This window comes from Asticcacaulis sp. (assembly GCA_024707255.1).
In the GTDB taxonomy this organism is placed as follows: Bacteria; Pseudomonadota; Alphaproteobacteria; order Caulobacterales; family Caulobacteraceae; genus Asticcacaulis.
Map to the genome: position 1 here is coordinate 1,355,943 of JANQAC010000001.1, position 18,902 is coordinate 1,374,844.

Genomic DNA, 18,902 nt, shown 5'->3' on the forward strand with positions numbered 1-18,902 from the left:
GAACGTCAACAATTCTCTTGACGTGAACGTAAGCGTAATGTGTAGCTAAGGGTAACGGCGTCTGAGAAGCGCCAGCCGAGTACAGTTTTACAGGAGCAAACGCACGTGACTGCTTTTCCGATCAAGGCCCTTATCGCCGCCTCCACGCTCGCCCTGATGGCGGGCGCCACCACCGCCGCCCACGCCGGCGGTTTCTATCTGCAAGACCTTTCGGCCAAACAGGCCGGCAATGCCTATTCCGGCGCCGTCAGCGCCCAGGGCGCCGACGCCCTGTGGTGGAACCCGGCCGCCATCGCCGGTTCGACCACGAAGGAACTGTCCTTCGGCGCCGCCTATATCGCCCCCAAGGGCAATGTCGACGACACCGGTTCGATCATTGTCCGTCCGGGCCGTGCCCCGGCCTCGGTCGGTGGCAACCCCTCCGCCAAGAACCCGATCTCGAACGGCGTCCTGCCCAATGGCTCCTTCTCCATGCCGCTCAATGACCGCGTGGCCATCGGGGTTACCGTCACCGCGCCTTTCTCGTTTGAAACCAATTACGATGCCGATAGCTGGGCCCGCTATGATGCCGACAAGACCCGCCTGACCACCATCGATATCCAGCCGGTTGTCGCTTTCAAGGTCAATGACTGGCTGAGCCTCGGTGTCGGCCTCAATGCCGAATACACCAAGGCCACGCTCAACAACGCCCTGCCAAACCTCTCGCCCCTGCTGCCCGATGGCGCCCAGACGCTGGAAGGGGATGGCTGGAATTACGGCTATACGATCGGCGCCCAGGCGCACCATGACAAGATCACGGTCGGCCTGAGCTACAAATCGGCCATCAAGCACGAACTGAGTGGCGACCTGACGATTTCCGGCCTGCTTGGCCCGATTGCCGGTTCCAACGGCACGGTCAGCAATCTCAAGGCCGGTTTCAGCACGCCGTCGCAGACCATGCTGGGCGTGACCCTGCAGGCCACCGACAAGCTGGCCCTGCACGCCCAGGCGATCAGCTTCGGCTGGAGCGAGTTCGATTACATCACCATCACCGGCTCGGTGAACCAGGCCATCCCGGAAGACTACCGCAATACGGTCAGCCTGGCGATCGGCGGTGATTACGTCCTCAATGACAAGTGGACGGTCCGCGCCGGCATCCAGTCCGACCAGACCCCGACCCGTGACGGCCACCGCGACGCCCGCGTGCCGGATGCCGACCGCATCGATTACGCCGTGGGCACCAGCTATCAGGTGACGCCGAGCTTCGCCATCGATGCCGCGTTCACCTATGTCGCCTTCGATAAGAGCGTGCTCAGCACCACCACCGCGGCCTATGCCGGCACCGCCGTCCAGACGCCTATCATCGTCAAGGGCGCCCTGAACGACGCCAGCGCCAGCGTCTTCTCGATCGGTGGCCACTTCACCTTCTAAGCCAGATACCGGCTGGATGGTTTAAGGGGGCGCCTGGCGGCGCTCCCTTTTCTATTCCCCGCAGCCGTTATAGATACTGGCGCTCAGTGCGCCGATAGCGGTTTGGGCGTCCGCCGCCGCCACATCCGGCGCCAGCCTGTAGGCACGGATGTAATAACCGGTCAGCGCCTTTACGGCCACACCCCCTGCCGCCGCGCGGCCGGGCGGCAGGTCTTCGCTGAGGCTGTCCTTCCAGATATCGTCCCGATGCAGCCGCACAACGGTCAGCATCTTCTGGGAGTCGCGGAAAACCGAAAAACGGATCGTGCCGTCGCAGTCACCGACATCCTGCCAGGCGTGGTCGGCGAAGGTTTCCAGTTCCGGCACCGGCGGCAGCATGGCGTCGCAATCGGAATCCGGCACCATGCTGTCCAGCATCCCGCCATAATAGGCACCGAGCGCCTCAATCAAACCGGGCCGTCGTAGCAAGGCATCGCACGGCATGGACATGATATCCCCCGCCGCCATGTCGGCGACCACGAAATAGGCGCTGAAACCCTTGTCAGAGGCCACGACCTCGTCCGGCGTCAGGGATTTGACGTTTTCGTCATCAGACTGGCCCTGAGCGTCTTCCACCAACGCCCCCACCACCTGCCGGCGTCTGGCGTCATCACGGATCGTGACATAGTGATAGAGCGCGCCATAGAGCGGCGCGAGCTTCGGATATTCGCGTTTCAGGATCGCCAGGGCATCGTCCGGGTCACGGAAAAGCGTCGCCACGGCCAGTTCGCCCAGACGCGTCCGGTAGGCGTTGCTCAGGCATGTGTCGGCAGGGCCATAACGCGTATCGGTGCAGTCACGGTTGCGGTTCGCCAGCCAGGTTTTCTGTAGTGCACCCTGTCCAGAAGGGCCGGTATTGAACAGGTCGATTTTCGACCGCGCATAAAGCCTGGCCAGGTCACGATCCTGCTGCGACAGCCCCTTATCCTTGCAGATAATCGCTTCCAGTGCGGAAGGATGCGCACAACTGAAACTCGGTCCCGTCTCGGCGGCTTTCGCCTGTCCGAAACCGGCAGCCAGAAACAAAATAAAAGAGAAAAATACCCCTGATGCCCAGACCCGCATATTATCCCCCTTCTGCTGCCTCACAGGGAAACGCGAAATGGGATCGCGGTCAAGATGGGCCCCAATTCTTCATTTGGCCTTCATCCGGCCCCAGGCTTCGTCATAATCGGCCTTTTCGCCGATATCCTCGGCCTTCGCATTGATGAGGCGCGCCGTTTTGCGGAAATCGGTCTCCGCCTCCTTGCGCAAGCCCGCCGCCTTGTCGCCGAAGCGCTTTTCCCAGGTCGGTGCATAGGTCAGGGTAATGAGATAGCCGGCACGGCGATAAAGCTCGGTGAGACGTTCGCGGTCGTGCGCGTGCTTGATGTCGTCACGGATTTCACCGAATATGCGGTCGATATCGGCCTTGTTCTCGACATGGCCGTATTTCACATCGTCTTTTTCAACGGTCTTGACCATGATCTGGCCTCCTGCTCGTCTCCCCTCCCGGCGGAGTCTCCACGCCGGAAGGTAAGAAAGCAATCAGGAACCTGTGCCTATTCCGGTTTTCCCCCGGCTTCCATTCCGGCCTGAAGTCACTGTTCACCAGGTACTCGACCGGCACGATCAGCGACTGGATCGCCTGAGTCATGAAGGGCAGGTCGAGGTGAGCGATATCGTCGGTCTTGTCGTGATAGGTGGGCGTGACCGCCCAGCCGGAAATGGTGTGGGCGACAATGCCTTTCAGGGCCAGCGAATAGTTATCTGAGCGCTCGAAGAAATGCTGGTCGGGATAAGGATCGGAGGTCACTTTTGCCCCCTTTGACTTCAGGGTCTCGCCGAGATTGGAACGCTCGAACCCGGTCATCATCAGTTCGCCCTTCGTCATCTTCGGGTCTTGCGCCCCTATCATTTCGAATTCGAGATTGGCGACGATCCGGTCGAGCGGCACCGGTGGATGTTCGCCAAAGTATGTCGAGCCCAGTCCGCCGATTTCTTCCGCGCCATAAGCGACGAACAGGATGCCGCGTTTGGGCTGTTTCCCTGCGGCCAGCGCACGGGCCACTTCCAGCACCGCCACCGTGCCCGAGGCATCGTCATTGGCCCCGTGCATGATCGTTCCGTCGGGCTGCACGCCCAGGTGATCGAGGTGCGCCGTCACCAGAATAACGCCGGCAGACGGATCGCTGCCTTCGATATAGCCGATGGCATTGGTGGTGAGGCTGCGTTCCAGGGTGGCGCCACCGAGGTCGAGCGTAACCGCCTGACTATTGGCGGCGGCCACCTGACCGAAAGCCGCATCGGACAGGGCGACGAGGTCCGGCCGCGCGCCGCCCATGCCGTTCTGACCGCTGTCCAGTTGCGGCGCGGTGCCGGTCTGGCCGCCGAAGCGCTTCAGCAGGGCATGGCTGTCATCACCGTCTCGCACGATCAACAGCTTCACACCCTTGCCTCGGGCGGCGCGCCACCAGTCCGAAAGCGGCGTTTTACCCGGATTGCTGATCAGCAGGATATCACCCGCCGGCAGATTGGCAATATCATCGGAAGCCACCACAGCCAGGCTCCCGGATACCGGCTTGCCATTGGAATAGAGCAGGGTCAGGCCGTCACCCTCAGTCACCTTCGCTGTGCCAGCACTCAGTACCGCATGGCCCGTCAGCTTCGGCGTCACCACACCGGCGGTTTGCAGATAGCCGTCCATACCCGGCGCGGGCTTCAGACCATAGCTCTGGAACTGCGCCGCCACATAGGCCGCCGCTATGGCTTCGTCCGGCGAGGCGCTCTTGCGGCCGCGCAGGGCATCCGAGGCCAGAAAGGCTTCATGCGCCGCTACCCATTCCGGCTTTACCGTCCAGGGCCGGGCCACCGCCGCGGAAGAGACAAAGACCAGCAGGCTGGCGGCGACGGCAAGACGGTGTTTCAGCATGGACGACCCTTCTATGGAAGCCATCAGTGTTAGTTACAGGCGCAAACATCGTCAAGCCGCGCCAAACTTGACTTTCCGGTCAGCAGACCTACCTTAAGTGTATGATTATCCGCGTCCGGCTCACGCTTGTTCGTTCACTCAAAGGGAATCCTGTCACAGGATCCTAGCCCGAAGCTCGGCCCTGCGCCTTCCGAGCTTCGGGGGCGCCCTTTTATGCAGATGACCGGAGCTTAATCCCGCCCGGCCATCTTCACCGGCACACACATCCTGAATGTTCCTTTCGCCCGTGGTGAATTCGGCCTCCGGGCGCTCTCCTGTATGAAATCATGTCCCAGACCCATATCCAATCACCCAGGCTTATCCGCCTGCCCGCTATCCTGATCGGCGAAGACGATCTCGACGCCCTGCACCGGCTGGCCGATCAGGCGCGCGGCCACCTGGCCGCCGCTGCCGAACAATTGCTGACCGAGCTGGAGCGCGCCCGTATCGTGGCCCAGGACATATTGCCGCCGGAAACGGTGCGGATGGGCTCCCATGTCACCTTCATCACGGAAGACGGCCTGAGCCGCACGGTGGAACTGGTCTTCCCGGACCGGGCCGATATCGCCTCCAACCGTATCTCGATCCTGACACCCGTCGGCGCCGCCCTGATCGGTGTTTCCATCGGCCAGACCATCGACTGGCAATCTCCCGATGGCCGCCGCCGCAGCTTGACCGTAACCGCTGTCAGCGGCTGAAAGTCTATGGTTAAGGCGGTTTTAAGCTACCAGATATAGCGGTGAACAAACAGGTAACCTGGCGATGTCAGTGATTCGTCGCTGATTCGTTTCCGTGCCGTTCGACATTCGACCTGAAACCCGTTTACCTTTGACATAACACACAAAAAAACCCCACCGGTTTCCGATGGGGGTTTAATTGCCATGCGGGCTGTAACTTACTCAGCCTGGGTGTCGACCTTGTGTTCGCCTTCCGCGGAGCCGTTGTCATAGCCATTCTTCACCGGCGCAGCGGCAGCCGACTTGGCGGCCACGGCCACCATGGCCGGACGGATGACGCGGCCAAACAGTTCGTAACCGGCCTGCATGACCATAATGACGCCACCACCTTCGACGTCCGTCGAGGGTTGTTCCATCACCGCCTGGTGCAGGTTGGGATCGAACTTCTCGCCCTTCAGAGGGTTGATCTTCTTGACGCCGTTCTTTTCAAAAGCGCCGGCCAGTTCCTTTTCGGTCATGTCGATACCGGCCACGAAGTTCTTGAAGGCCGGATCGGCGATATCGGCCGGCACGGAGCCCAGGGCGCGTTGCAGCACATCGGCCACGTTCAGCAGGCTGGTGGCAAATTTCTGGATACCGTAGGCGCGGGCGTCATTGCCCTCGCGCTCAGCGCGGCGCTTGATGTTTTCCACCTCGGCGGCGTAACGCAGGGCCTGTTCCTTCAGGGCGGCGTTCTCGGCGGTCAGCTTTTCCAGCTCGGCATTGAGCAGTTCAGTCGCGTCCTGCTCCAGTTCAATACCGTCTTCGTTCTCGATTTCGTCACTCATCTCGTAGTCCTTTTAAACTTTCAGGCCGTCCCTTACTCAAGCAGGCGGCCCAGAATCCGGGCGGTGTAGTCCACAAGTGGGATGATGCGCGCATAATTCAACCGGGCGGGCCCGATCACGCCGATCGCGCCCATCACCTTCGCCGCGCCCTTTTGCGGGGACACCATGTAAGGCGCTGCAATAACAGCCGAGCCCGACAAAGAAAACAGTTTCGACTCCGATCCGATGAAAATTCGCACCCCTTGTGCGTCTTTCACGTCATCCAACAGGTCGATCAGCTCTTCCTTCTGCTCCAGATCCTCGAACAGGGAGCGCACCCGCTCCAGGTCTTCCAGGCTTTGCGTCGCCTCCAGCAGATTGGCGCGGCCGCGCACGATCAGGGCGCGCTTTTCCTTATCGCCGCCCGACCAGACCGCCAGACCCTCTTCGATCAGCCGGGCGGCGGCCTCATCCAGCCTCTGGCGCTCGGTGTCGAGCTCGGCCTTGAGCTCGACGCGTGCTTCGGAAAGGGTGCGACCCTTCAGGTGGCTGTTGAGATAGTTTGATGCCTCGGCCAGCACGGAAGGCGTCATGCCCGGCGCCAGCGGCATGAGGCGGTTTTCCACCCGGCCGTCATCAAACACCAGCACGGTCAGGGCCTGTTCGGCGGAAAGGGCGATGAATTCGACGTGCTTGACCCCGGCCTCGAAGGAGGGCGTCATCACCACGCCGGCACCGCCGGCCAATCCCGAAAGCATCTGGCTGGCTTCGCGCAGCGCCTGGTCAAAGGTCTGGCCGCGGCCGGTCAGGCGGGCCTCGATATCACGTTTGGCCGCCTCGCCAATATCGCCGATCTCCAGCAGGCCATCGACGAACAGGCGCAGGCCCTGATGGGTCGGCATCCGGCCGGAGGAGGTATGCGGCGCAGAGAGCAGGCCCAGATGCGCCAGGTCCTGCATGGTGTTGCGGATCGAGGCCGGCGACAGGTGGACGCCGCCCCCTGGAGACGGTGCGCGATCCCACCGGCTCGCCGGTTTCCAGATAGGTCTCGACCACATGGCGGAAGATATCGCGGGCGCGCTGATCCAGCTCGCTTAAGGACGCGCTGGAATTCATCAGGCCGGTCATGTGCGGGGAGTGTTTCACCCCCTCAGTTTAGCAAAGCCTGCGCCCCTGCGCCAAGCCTTATTAACCGCCACAATTGCGCCACAAATGAAGCCAAATCTGACGAATGCAAGAAGGAGTCTGTCATGCGTCCGGTTCAGTTCACCTGCATCATGATACTCGGTCTGTCCGCGACCACGGCGGCGTTGACCGAGGACTACACCTATGCCCCGCCGGCATCGCCCGCCGCCACCGAAGCCCTGCAAACCCCAACGAAGGCGCCCGCCGCCTATGCCGATCTCAAAAAGCAAAGCAGCCTCGCGGCCATCGATACCACGCCCGGTCTGATCCGACCGGCCACGCGCATCGCCGAATGGACCTCGCACGATGACAACCATCGGGGCTTCGCCTGCGCCGACAAAAAGTGCAAGACGGTCACGCCGGTCTATAATACCCGCACGCCTTTGGAGCAGGAGCAGAACCGCTACGGTTCGGAATGATGAAACCCATCCTTGTTATCTGCGGGCTTGTGGTCGCAGCGGGTCTTGCCGCCTGCGTCGATATAAATGCGCTGCCTTCGCCATCGCCTCACGGAGACATCGGCAGGACCGATGCGCCGCAGAATGGTCGCGGCAACGATCCAATGGCGCAAACCATGCCCGCCAAAAAGGTGATACCGCCTGGCCAGACATCCGGCGTCTATAAGGGACAGCCCTATGTTTGCGCCACCTCGTCATGCAAAGTGGCCATACCCGTTCCTTATCCGCCACCGCCCAGCGAAAAGAAAAAATAGAGTCTCGCTACTTTTATTACGGTATCGGCGTTCCCATAGCGGCCGCTTTACTGTACGGGCAGGGCATTATTCCCATGAGGCCCTCGCATGTCGCACTTTGACGCCCTTTCCGCGCTGAAAACCATCCGCCCATCCAACCGCAAGCCCGACCAGATGCGTGCCGTGACGCTGGAAACCGGCGTGACGCGCTATGCCGAAGGCTCGTGTCTCGTCACTTTCGGCCATACCAAGGTATTGGTCACGGCCTCGCTGGAACAGGGGGTTCCGGGCTTCCTCAAGGGTAAGGGCCAGGGCTGGGTGACGGCCGAATACGGTATGTTGCCGCGCTCGACCCACACCCGTTCGCGCCGCGAAGCCGCTGCCGGCAAGCAATCGGGCCGCACCCAGGAAATCCAGCGCCTGATCGGCCGCTCGATGCGCGCCATTATCGACCTGAAGGCCCTGGGCGAGCGCCAGATCACGCTGGATTGCGACGTGCTGCAAGCCGATGGCGGCACGCGCACCGCCTCGATCACCGGCGCCTGGGTGGCGCTTTCCATGGCCTGCAACAAACTGGTGGTCGACAAGATACTGGAAAAGTCGCCGATCCTCGATCAGGTCGCCGCCATATCCTGCGGCATCTTTGAAAATACCCCGGTGCTCGATCTCGATTACGACGAGGATTCCAACGCCGAGACCGACGCCAATTTCGTTATCACCGGCAATCTGGAAGCCGTCGAAATCCAGGCCACCGGTGAAAAGCGCGGCTTCTCGCGTGATGAATTCAATGCGCTCTACGACCTGGGCATCAAGGGCGCAAAGGAACTGTTCGACTTGCAGAACGCGGCCCTAGGAAACTAAGGCCCTAAACTGTTCCAAAAGGTTTTGAATATATTCTTTTGAGCATCCCAGTCTGGTTTCGAATGCTCGAATGTCTATGCCATTGCATACCTCGTTAAGAGAGTTTGTAATGGCAAGAAGGTCTTGAGAGCTGAGTTCTGCGGTAACCAGATTATCCGCTTTGGATAGAATTTTCATTCAGCTTCATCCTCCGCATATTCGATCAGGTCACCGGGCTGGCAGCTCAGTGCCCGGCACAGGCAATCCAGTGTCCGCAAACGCAGCGCCAATGCCTGTTGGTCGCGCAGGATTTCGAGATCACGCACACTAAGGCCGGTGCGATCAGACAGTTCGACGACTGACAGCCGTTTGCGGGCCAGAACCTCTGCCAGCTTTAACTTGATCATATAGTGCGATCCACTTCCTGGCGCAGGCGGGCGCCTTCCTTGAAAACCTCCGCCAGTACGAAAACCACCAGAACGGCAAACCAGGTCGTCACCGCCCGCAGGCCGTAGATCGGCTCGAAATGCAGGTGAAATACGCCCGAGGCCACACCGCGCGCCAGGTAGCCGAAGACCTCCAGCGCGCCGAGACCAAAGCCGATCCAGCGCAGACGGATGGTGTTGTCCGGGTGGAAGACGTCTCCTTCCGATAAGGTACGGAATATCTGCCGCGTCCAGTGGGTGATCAGCAGGTAACCGGCCAGCGAGGCGCCGAACGCCATCAGCATGAAGGCCATCGACCCCGCCGAAAGACTGGCATCGACATTGAAGCGCCGCACCGCTTCCGCGGCCAGATTGGGTACGCTGAGCAGGCAGACCGACAGCGCTACCACCACGGCGATCAGGCTGTAGAGGCCGTAATAGACGACATCGAGCGCCGTCTTCAGCAGGCTGGAAATGGAGCGCGGCCCCAGAAAACGCATGGTTTAGTCCTCAAAATTTCCTTTAGTGTTCCATAAGTTCCACTTAAAACACAAGTGACCTATTTGTAAGGATAGGTTAGAAGGCGGCGAAACGAGAGAACCGACATGCCCCTGCACCTGATCCCCGGCCAGAAGCTGATCGCCGCCACGCATAATCCCGGCAAGGCGGTCGAGATTTCCGCCATGCTGGAAGGGCGCTACGAGGTGATCACCGCTGGTTCGCTGAACCTGCCTGAACCGCCCGAAACCGAGGTCAGCTTTATCGGCAATGCCATCCTGAAGGCCCGCCATGCGGCCATGAGCGCCGGCATGGTGGCCCCGGCCGACGATTCCGGCCTGAGCATTGAAGCCCTGGACGGCGATCCCGGCATCTACAGCGCGCGCTGGGCCGGGCCCTACAAGGATTTCGATCGCGCCATGGAGGTGATCGAGCACAAGATGCGCATCGCCCGCGAAACGGAGGGGAAAGATAGCCTGAGCGCCTGGTTCACCTGCGCCCTGGCCGTGGCACTGGCCGGAGGGTCATGCGGCGGTTTTCGAGGGCCGCGTCGATGGCGAGATCGTCTTTCCAAAACGCGGTGACAAGGGCTTCGGCTATGATCCGATCTTCCGGCCGAACGGTTATGACGTGACCTTCGCCGAGATGGACCCCGAGGCGAAGGATAAGATCAGTCATCGCCATCTCGCCTTTGAGCAATTGCGGGCGGCCCTGTTTTGATGAGCGGAAAGCCTTTCCCCTCGCCCCGTTTACGGGGAGAGGGGTGCCGCGAAGCGGCGGGTGAGGGGCCATCTGTCCGCCCCCCAGGACGCCCCTCATCCGGCCCTGCGGGCCACCTTCTCCCCGCAAGCAGGGAGAAGGGTATGACCGCCCTCTCCCTCTATATCCACTGGCCCTACTGTTCGCGCATCTGCCCCTATTGCGATTTCAACGTCACGCGGGATCGGGGACAGTCATCTCAGCGTGCGCTGTTCGACGCCATTCTGGCCAATATGCGCCGCCAGGCCGAAGGGCTTGGCAATCGTCGACTGGCCAGTGTCTTCTTCGGTGGTGGCACGCCTTCGCTTCTGCCGCCGGACTGGGTGGCCGAACTGATCGCGCAGGCGGCGCAATTTTTTCCGTACACCAACGATATCGAAATCACGCTCGAAGCCAACCCGACTGACGCCGAGATTTCACGCTACGAAGGCTTCCGCGACGCCGGCATCAATCGCCTGTCGCTGGGCGTGCAATCGCTGGATGACGGGGCCTTGAAGTTCCTCGGCCGCAACCACTCCGCCGCCGAGGCCATACGCGGCATCGAGACGGCGCAAACCGTCTTTGGCCGCGTGTCGCTCGACCTGATCTATGCCCTGCCCGGCCAAACGCTCGATGACTGGGAAGCCGAACTGCGTGCTGCAGCGGCACTGGGTGTAGAACACATCTCGCCCTACCAGTTGACCATCGAACAGGCGACAGCCTTCGGCCGGGCCGTCCGGCGCGGGCAATGGTCGCCACCAAAAGAGGAACTGGCCGAAGGCTTTTACTTTCGGACACAAGACGTCCTCGAATCCCTCGGTTTTGAAGCCTATGAGGTCTCTAATCATGCGCGCGGCAAGGCGGCCCGCTCAGCGCATAATGTGCTGATCTGGGAGGGCGTGGATTATATGGGCATCGGCCCCGGCGCGCATGGACGGCTGACCCGCGAAGGCATCCGCACCGCCACCATCGCCAACCGCGATCTGAAAACCTATACCGCCTCCGAAAATCCCATCGAATCCGAAGTCCTGAGCCCGCTTGAAGCCGAGGAAGAAGCCCTGATGCTGGGCCTGCGCCTGGTCGAGGGCGTGGCCCTGAATCGCCTGCCTAATCTGCCGATCCGCGAAAAAGCTGCGCCCCTGATCGAGCAGGGCTTTTTGGAACTCACGCCGGATCGCCTGCGCGCCACGCCGAAAGGCCGGGTTGTGCTGGACAGATTGCTGTTCGAGCTTCTATCCTAAGTCATGGAATCTTTCTTCGCTCCGCCACCGCGCGCCGTGTCTCCCGGCCTCTATATTGTCGCCACGCCGATCGGCAATCTGCGCGATATCACCCTGCGCGCGCTCGATATCCTGCGTGCCGCCGATGTGGTGCTGGCCGAAGATACCCGCGTCGCCGGCAAGCTGCTGGCCGCCTACAATCTCAAGAAAAAGCTGCTGCGCTACGACGATCATGCCGGCGACAGGATCCTGCCGGAAATCCTGCAACGCCTTGCCGATGGACAGATCATCGCCCAGATTTCCGACGCCGGCACACCCCTGATCAACGATCCCGGTTTCCGCCTGGTCAGCGAAGCCCAGAAAGCCGGCGCCAAGGTTCATCCCATTCCCGGCGCCTCAGCCGTGCTGGCGGCGCTGTGCCTGTCCGGCCTGCCGACCGACCGCTTCCTGTTCGCCGGTTTCCTGCCTAATAAATCGGCCGCCCGGAAAACCTTTCTCAGCGAATTTACCGCCCAGCCGGCCACCCTCGTTATGTTCGAGACCGGTCCGCGCCTGCATGACTCCCTGACCGACATACTCGCCACACTCGGTGACCGCGAGGCCTGCGTCTGCCGCGAACTGACCAAGCTTTATGAGACCGCCCATCGCGGCCGACTTTCCGAACTGGTCGCCGATCCGGCCCTGCAGGAACCCAAGGGCGAGATCGTGCTGGTCATTGCGCCACCGGTCGAAGCCGCGCCCTCCACTGAAAATCTGGAAGAGGCCCTGAAGCTGGCACTGGAAACCTATGCCCCCGCCGATGCTGCCCGGCAGCTTTCCGCCATGTTCGGCCTGCCGCGGAAGATGATCTATCAAAAAGCGTTGGAAATGCAGGGAAAAGGGCGTGGCTGATCGTGCCTCGCGGGGGGCAAGGGCGCATAAACGCGGTCATCTGGCCGAATATATCGCGCTCGTCCACCTGATGCTGAAGGGCTATCGCATCCTTGGTTTCCGTCTGAAACTGCCTCAGGGCGAAATCGATATCCTGGCCCAGAAGGGCACACGCCTGCATCTGGTCGAGGTCAAGCAGCGCCGCAGCCACGAAGAGGCGCTGCAAACGGTTTCCGCCATCCAGCAGGAACGCCTGTGGCAGGCCGGTCTGGCGCTCCAGGAAAAGAAACCGCGCCTGCGCAGGCTCGATCTGGTGATTGATCTCTACACGATCGCACCGGGTCAATGGCCGCGCCACCAGATCAACGCTTTTGAGAAAATCGAGCGCTTTTAGCTTGTCATCGCAAGGGCGGTCTCTCATATGGGAATGAACTAAGGAGCCTTCCATGAGCCTGCGCGTCGCCGTCCAGATGGACCCCATCGAGAACATCAATATCGGTGGCGACACCACCTTCCTGCTCATGATGGCGGCCCAAAGGCGCGGCCACACCCTCTGGGTCTATCAACCCGAGCACTTAAGCTACGAAGACGGCAAGCCCTTTGCCCGCGCCCGGAAGGTAAGCTTACGCGACGTGAAAGGCGATCACGTCACCATTGGCGAATTTGAAAAGCTCGATCTGGCCGATGATCTCGATGTCATCCTGATGCGCCAGGATCCGCCGTTTGATATCGCCTACATCACCGCCACCTATTTCCTCGAAACCGTTCATCCGAAGACCCTGGTGGTCAATAACCCGACCAGCGTGCGCGATGCGCCGGAAAAGCTGCTGGCAACGCGCTTCCCCGGCCTGCAGCCGCCGACCCTGATTTCTTCCGATCCGGTGGCCCTGCATGATTTCTTCGAGCGCCACGGCGATTGTATCCTCAAACCCCTGCATGGCGCGGCGGGCAACGGCATCATCAAGCTCAAGGCCGGCGACCGCAATCTCGACGCCCTGATCGAGCTGTTCGGCAGTATGAGCCGGGAACCGGTTATCCTGCAAAAATTCATCCCGGCGGTCAGCGCGGGCGACAAGCGCATCATCCTGATTGACGGCGAGATCGCCGGGGGCATCAACCGGGTGCCGGAAAAAGGCGCCGTGCGTTCCAACCTGCGCGTCGGCGGCACGGCCGTACCGCTGGTGCTCACAAATCGTGATCGGGAAATCTGCGAGATCCTCAAGCCGGTACTCAGGGAAAAAGGTCTTATGTTTGTGGGCATTGATGTGATCGGCGATTACCTGACCGAGATCAACGTCACCTCTCCCACCGGCGCTGTGCAGTTAAAAGCCTTTGAGGGGATTGATGCCGGCGAGATTTTGTGGGATCGCATAGCCGAGACGCTCCAGAACCGGACCTGATGACGAGGGCGGTTTCCCGTCGGATAACAACACAATACGCCTGACAATTCTCCCTCCGCAAGGCAGGGTTGAGGAAATGCGCGTTTGTTCCATTTTTGTTCTTGCTTTGTATTTCTTGTCGCGCTAGTCTGTGGATAATTCCAGTATAGGCGTACCTGCAAAGCGGCAAGATATTAAACGGGGGCAAGACATGCCGGCGCGGATCACCACCATTGCGTTTGAAGGCGCCGAGGCGCGCCGGGTCGAGGCCGAGGTTGTCCTGACCAATGGCCACATCTCCTTTCATGTGGTCGGACTGGGCGACAAGGCTGTGGCCGAAAGCCGTGAACGGGTGCGCGGGGCCTTTGCCGGCATGGGTTTGAGCCTGCCCGGCAAGCGTATTGTCGCCGCGCTCTCACCCGCCGATCTGCCCAAGGAAGGCTCGCATTTCGATCTGCCGATCGCGCTGGCCCTCATGACGGTCATGGGCATTATTCCCGAAGATGCTCTGACCAACTATGTCTGCGTCGGGGAACTGATGCTCGATGGGCGCATTGCCGCCATCAGCGGGGCCCTGCCCGCCGCCATCGCCGCGTCTGAGTTTGGCATGGGGCTGATCTGCCCGGCGGATAATGGCGCCGAAGCCGCCTGGGCGGGCGATGTCAATATTCTGGCACCAGCGTCGCTGATCGCGCTGATCAATCATTTCAAGGGCCATGCCGTGCTCAGTCCACCGGTGGCCGGCGAGGTGAAGGCGTCGGCCAAACCGCTCGATCTCAATGAGGTTAAGGGCCAGGAAGTGCCGAAACGCGCTTTGGAAATCGCCGCGGCGGGCGGGCATAACCTGCTGTTCGTCGGGCCGCCGGGATCGGGCAAGTCGATGCTGGCCCAGAGGCTGCCGGGCATATTGCCGCCGCTGACCTCACGCGAACTGCTGGAAACCTCTCAGGTCTGGTCAATGGCCGGGCTGATCGCCAAGGGTGAACTCACCCGTGAACGGCCTTTTCGCGCGCCGCACCACTCGGCCTCCATGGCGGCCCTGACCGGCGGCGGGACGCGCGCCAAGCCGGGCGAGGTCTCCCTGGCGCATAATGGCGTGCTGTTCCTCGATGAACTGCCGGAGTTTTCGCCGCAGGCGCTGGATTCGCTGCGCCAGCCGCTGGAAACCAATGAAATCATCGTGGCGCGCGCCAATCACCACGTCAAATACCCGGCGCGGGTGCAATTGGTGGCGGCCATGAATCCCTGCCGCTGCGGTTATGGTGGTGTCGGCAAGGGCGCCTGCGGCAAGGCCCCTCGCTGCATCAGGGATTATCAGGGACGGGTATCCGGCCCGCTGATGGATCGCATCGACCTGCAAATTGATGTCCCGCCCGTCACCGCCATGGATATGGCCCTGCCGGCGCCGGCTGAAGGCTCGAAGGAGGTCGCCGCCCGCGTATCAGTGGCGCGCGACATCCAGCTTGATCGCGCCCGGCGGCTTGATCTGGCCACGGATAATGGCCTGAACGCCACCGCCTACGGTGCCGGGCTGGAGCAGATTTGCGCCCTTGATGACAGCGCCAGGGCCCTGCTGACCCAGGCCGCGCAACAAACAGGGCTCAGTGCGCGCGGCTGGACGCGCACCCTGCGGCTGGCGCGCACCATTGCCGATCTGGAACAGTCCGGGCCTGTTCTGCGCCGCCACGTCGCCGAAGCCCTGGTCTATCGCCGCACGGCCACCGCCGATGATCAGGTTGAGGCGCGAATGCAGGGCCGCGTGGTATCTTAATACTATATGAATCCCGCATTGGAGCTAACTTAACCTTTTTGATCTAGACTGGTCGTCTCAGTAGAGACAGGCGGAAGAATCCCCATGCAGATTTCAGTTACAGGCCATGATCAGGAAGAGCGGCTGTCGCCTGAGGAGCGCCTGAAAGCGCGCGAAGATTTTTTCCGCCTGATGAGCCATGAAATCCGCACCCCGCTCAATGGAGTCATGGGCATGTTGTCGCTCCTGACGCGCACGCCCCTTTCCCCCGACCAGGCATCCTACGTACAGACCGCGCGCGAATCCGGTGATCACCTGCTGACCCTGGTTAACGATCTGCTCGACTATGCCCGTATCGATGCCGGGCGCATTGAACTGGAAACGACCGAGGTGCAACTGGAGCCGTTGTTGCAAAGCGTGGCAGAACTTCTGTCACCGCGCGCCCATGCCAATCATATAGAGGTGGCGTGGTCGCTCGATCCGCGCCTCGATTATATCCATGCCGATGAAGGCCGCCTGCGCCAGATCCTGTTTAATCTCGCCGGCAATGCCATCAAGTTTACCACAAAGGGCGGCGTGCTGATCGATGTGGGCCTGAGCGATGCTGGTCTTATCCGATTTAGTGTCCGCGATACCGGTGCCGGTATTCCGGAAGAGGCCCGCGTGCGTATTTTCGAGGAATATGGCCAGGTGGAAGCCAGCCACGCCACGCGTTATGGCGGCGCCGGACTGGGACTCGTGGTTGTCAAGAAGCTGGTCGATGTCATGCAGGGCACACTCACGCTAGAAAGCGAGGTGGGCAACGGCTCGCTGTTCACAGTGGAATTCCGCGCACCCTACGGCCTGCGCAACCGGCCATCACAAAACCGCTATCCCCATGCTATCGCCTTTATCGGTGATAACGAGATCCTGGCCGAAGGCGCCGAATCGCATCTGGCGGCGGGCGATTGCCGTCTGCGCATGGTGCCGCGCGCCGAAGACATTTTCGATCCGCAGGCCATTATCCTGGCCGATCGCGCCGCTTTTTCCGCGCCCGCGGCCGCGCCTTCCCCGCGCAGCCTGATCCTGCTGGCGCCGGAGCAACGCGACGAAATCGATGCCTGGCGAGAAAAAGGCTGGTCCGGCTATCTGATCAAGCCCCTGCGCCGCAGCTCCCTGCTGGAACGCCTGGAGACGCTGCACGATCAGGAACAGAAGGTCGAACCGAAGCCGCAGAATGACGACGAGCGCATAGTCAGCGAATCCGCTCCGGACAAGTCGGTATTGCTGGTCGAGGATAATCCGGTCAATGCCCTGCTGGCGCAGATCCTGCTCCAGCGCGAAGGCTGCCGTGTCGAACGTGCCTCGTCCGGTGAGGAAGCCATCGATATTGTTAAGTCCCGCCAGTTCGATATCATCTTCATGGATCTCGGCCTGCCGGGCATTGATGGCCTCGGCGCGGTGCGTGAAATCCGCGCCATGGGTATCCGCACCCCGGTTATCGCCCTGACGGCCAATGCCTATGAGGAAGACCGCCGCGCCAGCATCCATGCCGGCATGAACGACTTCCTGACCAAGCCGATCGAGCTGGTGGCGCTCAAACATCGCCTCCAGACCTGGACCGGAGAGCACCCGACCGCCAAAAGCGCCTAGACTTACATCCCAAAGCCTCATACCGTTCCTCTGAAATGACAGAGGACAGCGAATGACGGTCACGGCAGACGACGCAAAAAAGCCCAAACTCTCGGCACTTTCCGCCCTGCTGGCCTTTTTCAAACCCAAGCCCCTGCTGATGCTGGCGCTGGGCTATGCCTCCGGAATGCCCTTCCTGCTGGTCAACGATACCCTCAGCGCCTGGCTGCGCGTCGAGGGGCTGTCACTGCAGGTGATCGGTTTCTTCGTGCTGGTCACCTTTTCCTACACATTGAAATTCATGTGGGCGCCGCTGCTCGACCGGCTGAATGTGCCGTGGCTGAATGGCAAGCTTGGTCACCGCCGCGCCTGGATGCTGGTTTTACAGGCCGCAGTGGCCTTGGGTCTGCTCGGCATCGCCGTCTGTGATCCGAAGGTCAGCCTTGGCCAGATGGCGGCTTTCGCGGCGCTGACCGCCTTCTTTGGTGCCAGTCAGGATATCGTCATGGATGCCTGGCGGATTGAATCGGTCGAGCCCGAAATGCAGGGCATCATGACCGCCGCCTATCAGTGGGGCTATCGGATCGCCATGATGGTGGCGGGCGCCGTACCGCTGATCCTGTCCTCACGCATCGGCTGGCCGCTGGCCTATGCCACCATGGCCCTGATGATGGCCATCGGCTGGATCGCCGTGCTTCTGGCGCCGCGCGGACCCGCACATAATCCGCGGCCGATCCATTATGAGGGCCTGCCGGTACGGCCGGTTCTGGAGTGGATGGAATGGATCATTCGCGGCCTGGTTATCCTGTTTGCCGCCCTGATGATGGGTTCCGGCCTCACCGCCAATGCCGATCTGATGAATGGCCTGCTCAGTCATCTGGGCCTGAGCCCCGAGGCGCAGGCCGCGTTCAAAACCGCCTTTACCGCCAAGGCCACCGGGCCTTTCCTGCAAATTCCGTTTACCCTGGCGGGCCTGGGCCTGATGCTCGGCGCGTGTCTGCCCCTGCCTTGGCCGACCCGTCCCGGCGCCTATTTCAAAGGCGCCTTTATCGAGCCGCTGGCCGATTTCTTCCGGCGCTACAAGGACTGGGCCGGCTTTATCTTCGCCCTGATCTGCCTTTATCGCATCAGTGAATTTACCCTCAGCATCATGAATCCCTTCTATGTCGATCTCGGCTTCTCGCTCGATGCCGTGGGGGAAATGCGTAAGGGCTTTGGCGTGCTGATGCTGGTGGTCGGTGTCGGGATTGCCGGCTGGCTGATCGCGCGTTTTGGCGTTCGCAATTCGTTGGTGATTGGCGCCATTGCCGGACCCTTCAGTCACGTCGGTTTCATGTGGCTTGCGGCGGCCGGCCATTCCCTGCCGATCTTCGCGGCTGCGCTTGCCATGGACAATATCGCCGCCTCTATCGCCGGCACATCGCTGATCGCCTATATGTCCACCCTGGTGAGTCCGCAATATACGGCACCGCAATACGCCATCTTCTCCAGTTTCTATGCCATTCTAGGCAAGCTGGTGGCCTCGCAGTCGGGTCGGATTGTCGAAGGCGCGGCCAAATCCGCGGATGCCGGTGGTATCAGCAGTATCTTCAAGGGCCTGATGAGCCATCTGCACGCGGATTCCTATGTCACCGCCTCGGCCAAGCTTGGGGTAACACCGGCAGCCATGGGCGCGGGTTACTTCGCCTTTTTCGCCTATACGATCGGCATTGGCTTCATCGCCATCGCCATGTCGTTCTGGCTGTATTTCCGGCGTGAGGAGGGCAGTGAGGAGAAGGTGTGACATATTTCGGAGTGAAGGAGCCTGAGGCCC

At 61.2% G+C, this 18,902-nt stretch carries 17 protein-coding genes and 2 pseudogenes; 12 read left to right on the forward strand and 7 right to left on the reverse strand.

From position 1 onward, the window contains the following. Nucleotides 1-105: 105 nt before the first annotated feature. On the forward strand, nucleotides 106-1,410 hold the full coding sequence (locus tag NVV72_06550; protein ID MCR6659005.1) for an outer membrane protein transport protein: 1,305 nt from the start codon (nucleotides 106-108) through the stop codon (nucleotides 1,408-1,410). A gap of 51 nt (nucleotides 1,411-1,461) precedes the next feature. Here the strand turns inward: NVV72_06550 and NVV72_06555 are convergent, their stop codons facing one another. The 3 genes from NVV72_06555 to NVV72_06565 form a co-directional block, all read right to left on the reverse strand. Next, entirely contained in the window at nucleotides 1,462-2,514 is a 1,053-nt protein-coding gene (locus tag NVV72_06555) for a hypothetical protein (protein ID MCR6659006.1), read from the reverse strand. A gap of 69 nt (nucleotides 2,515-2,583) precedes the next feature. Further along, a complete protein-coding gene (locus NVV72_06560; protein ID MCR6659007.1) occupies nucleotides 2,584-2,913 on the reverse strand; it encodes a hypothetical protein in 330 nt (109 codons plus the stop codon). Next, the gene (locus tag NVV72_06565; protein MCR6659008.1) at nucleotides 2,897-4,360 is read right to left on the reverse strand and encodes a M20/M25/M40 family metallo-hydrolase; all 1,464 of its coding nucleotides are present in this window, start codon (nucleotides 4,358-4,360) and stop codon (nucleotides 2,897-2,899) included. Before NVV72_06565 ends, NVV72_06560 begins: the two co-directional genes overlap by 17 nt. Before the next feature lie 326 nt (nucleotides 4,361-4,686). Here NVV72_06565 and rnk point away from each other — a divergent pair, with 326 nt between their 5' ends. Next, nucleotides 4,687-5,097 carry a nucleoside diphosphate kinase regulator gene (rnk, locus tag NVV72_06570; GenBank protein ID MCR6659009.1) on the forward strand — a complete coding sequence of 137 codons (411 nt, stop codon included), beginning with the start codon at nucleotides 4,687-4,689 and terminating at the stop codon, nucleotides 5,095-5,097. A gap of 197 nt (nucleotides 5,098-5,294) precedes the next feature. On the opposite strand, the gene grpE is transcribed toward rnk, so the two are convergent. After that, complete coding sequence (gene grpE, locus NVV72_06575) at nucleotides 5,295-5,903, reverse strand: nucleotide exchange factor GrpE (GenBank protein ID MCR6659010.1); 609 nt, start codon at nucleotides 5,901-5,903, stop codon at nucleotides 5,295-5,297. Between the two features lie 32 nt (nucleotides 5,904-5,935). Further along, nucleotides 5,936-7,010: pseudogene (gene hrcA, locus NVV72_06580) on the reverse strand (heat-inducible transcriptional repressor HrcA). A 122-nt stretch (nucleotides 7,011-7,132) separates the two neighbouring features. On the opposite strand from hrcA, the gene NVV72_06585 reads away from it, so the two are divergent. Together NVV72_06585 and rph are read left to right on the forward strand one after the other, a co-directional pair. Next, entirely contained in the window at nucleotides 7,133-7,486 is a 354-nt protein-coding gene (locus tag NVV72_06585; protein ID MCR6659011.1) for a hypothetical protein, read from the forward strand. Between the two features lie 416 nt (nucleotides 7,487-7,902). Continuing rightward, the gene (gene rph / locus NVV72_06590) at nucleotides 7,903-8,619 is read left to right on the forward strand and encodes a ribonuclease PH (GenBank protein MCR6659012.1); all 717 of its coding nucleotides are present in this window, start codon (nucleotides 7,903-7,905) and stop codon (nucleotides 8,617-8,619) included. Nucleotides 8,620-8,792: 173 nt separating this feature from the next. Here rph and NVV72_06595 read toward each other — a convergent pair whose 3' ends face one another. Next, entirely contained in the window at nucleotides 8,793-9,005 is a 213-nt protein-coding gene (locus tag NVV72_06595; GenBank protein MCR6659013.1) for a helix-turn-helix domain-containing protein, read from the reverse strand. Then, nucleotides 9,002-9,523, reverse strand: a complete 522-nt coding sequence (locus NVV72_06600; protein MCR6659014.1) for a DUF2975 domain-containing protein — start codon at nucleotides 9,521-9,523, stop codon at nucleotides 9,002-9,004. Before NVV72_06600 ends, NVV72_06595 begins: the two co-directional genes overlap by 4 nt. Nucleotides 9,524-9,628: 105 nt before the next feature. Here NVV72_06600 and rdgB point away from each other — a divergent pair. The 8 genes and pseudogenes from rdgB to NVV72_06640 all read left to right on the forward strand — a co-directional run bounded on the left by rdgB (nucleotide 9,629) and on the right by NVV72_06640 (nucleotide 18,872). Then, a pseudogene (gene rdgB, locus NVV72_06605) lies at nucleotides 9,629-10,241 on the forward strand (RdgB/HAM1 family non-canonical purine NTP pyrophosphatase). A 143-nt stretch (nucleotides 10,242-10,384) separates the two neighbouring features. After that, complete coding sequence (gene hemW, locus NVV72_06610) at nucleotides 10,385-11,500, forward strand: radical SAM family heme chaperone HemW (GenBank protein MCR6659015.1); 1,116 nt, start codon at nucleotides 10,385-10,387, stop codon at nucleotides 11,498-11,500. A gap of 3 nt (nucleotides 11,501-11,503) precedes the next feature. Continuing rightward, complete coding sequence (gene rsmI, locus NVV72_06615) at nucleotides 11,504-12,370, forward strand: 16S rRNA (cytidine(1402)-2'-O)-methyltransferase (protein ID MCR6659016.1); 867 nt, start codon at nucleotides 11,504-11,506, stop codon at nucleotides 12,368-12,370. Further along, nucleotides 12,363-12,743: a YraN family protein gene (locus tag NVV72_06620; protein MCR6659017.1), complete on the forward strand. Its 381-nt coding sequence runs from the start codon at nucleotides 12,363-12,365 to the stop codon at nucleotides 12,741-12,743. The genes rsmI and NVV72_06620 overlap by 8 nt, the downstream gene beginning before the upstream one ends. 52 nt (nucleotides 12,744-12,795) lie before the next feature. After that, entirely contained in the window at nucleotides 12,796-13,749 is a 954-nt protein-coding gene (gshB, locus tag NVV72_06625) for a glutathione synthase (GenBank protein ID MCR6659018.1), read from the forward strand. 190 nt (nucleotides 13,750-13,939) lie between these two features. Then, nucleotides 13,940-15,499 (forward strand): YifB family Mg chelatase-like AAA ATPase, encoded by a 1,560-nt coding sequence (locus tag NVV72_06630; GenBank protein MCR6659019.1) that lies wholly within the window; start codon nucleotides 13,940-13,942, stop codon nucleotides 15,497-15,499. A gap of 84 nt (nucleotides 15,500-15,583) precedes the next feature. Beyond that, entirely contained in the window at nucleotides 15,584-17,110 is a 1,527-nt protein-coding gene (locus NVV72_06635; protein MCR6659020.1) for a response regulator, read from the forward strand. Between the two features lie 52 nt (nucleotides 17,111-17,162). Next, entirely contained in the window at nucleotides 17,163-18,872 is a 1,710-nt protein-coding gene (locus tag NVV72_06640) for an MFS transporter (GenBank protein ID MCR6659021.1), read from the forward strand. Nucleotides 18,873-18,902 lie beyond the last annotated feature (30 nt).

Coding starts and splice junctions, on each gene's coding strand:
- NVV72_06630 (MCR6659019.1), top strand. CDS start 13,940: ATGCCGGCGCGGATCACCACCATTGCGTTTGAAGGCGCCGAGGCGCGC.
- NVV72_06555 (MCR6659006.1), bottom strand. CDS start 2,514: ATGCGGGTCTGGGCATCAGGGGTATTTTTCTCTTTTATTTTGTTTCTG.
- grpE (MCR6659010.1), bottom strand. CDS start 5,903: ATGAGTGACGAAATCGAGAACGAAGACGGTATTGAACTGGAGCAGGAC.
- NVV72_06560 (MCR6659007.1), bottom strand. CDS start 2,913: ATGGTCAAGACCGTTGAAAAAGACGATGTGAAATACGGCCATGTCGAG.
- rsmI (MCR6659016.1), top strand. CDS start 11,504: ATGGAATCTTTCTTCGCTCCGCCACCGCGCGCCGTGTCTCCCGGCCTC.
- gshB (MCR6659018.1), top strand. CDS start 12,796: ATGAGCCTGCGCGTCGCCGTCCAGATGGACCCCATCGAGAACATCAAT.
- NVV72_06600 (MCR6659014.1), bottom strand. CDS start 9,523: ATGCGTTTTCTGGGGCCGCGCTCCATTTCCAGCCTGCTGAAGACGGCG.
- NVV72_06565 (MCR6659008.1), bottom strand. CDS start 4,360: ATGCTGAAACACCGTCTTGCCGTCGCCGCCAGCCTGCTGGTCTTTGTC.
- NVV72_06595 (MCR6659013.1), bottom strand. CDS start 9,005: ATGATCAAGTTAAAGCTGGCAGAGGTTCTGGCCCGCAAACGGCTGTCA.
- NVV72_06635 (MCR6659020.1), top strand. CDS start 15,584: ATGCAGATTTCAGTTACAGGCCATGATCAGGAAGAGCGGCTGTCGCCT.
- NVV72_06585 (MCR6659011.1), top strand. CDS start 7,133: ATGCGTCCGGTTCAGTTCACCTGCATCATGATACTCGGTCTGTCCGCG.
- NVV72_06640 (MCR6659021.1), top strand. CDS start 17,163: ATGACGGTCACGGCAGACGACGCAAAAAAGCCCAAACTCTCGGCACTT.
- rnk (MCR6659009.1), top strand. CDS start 4,687: ATGTCCCAGACCCATATCCAATCACCCAGGCTTATCCGCCTGCCCGCT.
- hemW (MCR6659015.1), top strand. CDS start 10,385: ATGACCGCCCTCTCCCTCTATATCCACTGGCCCTACTGTTCGCGCATC.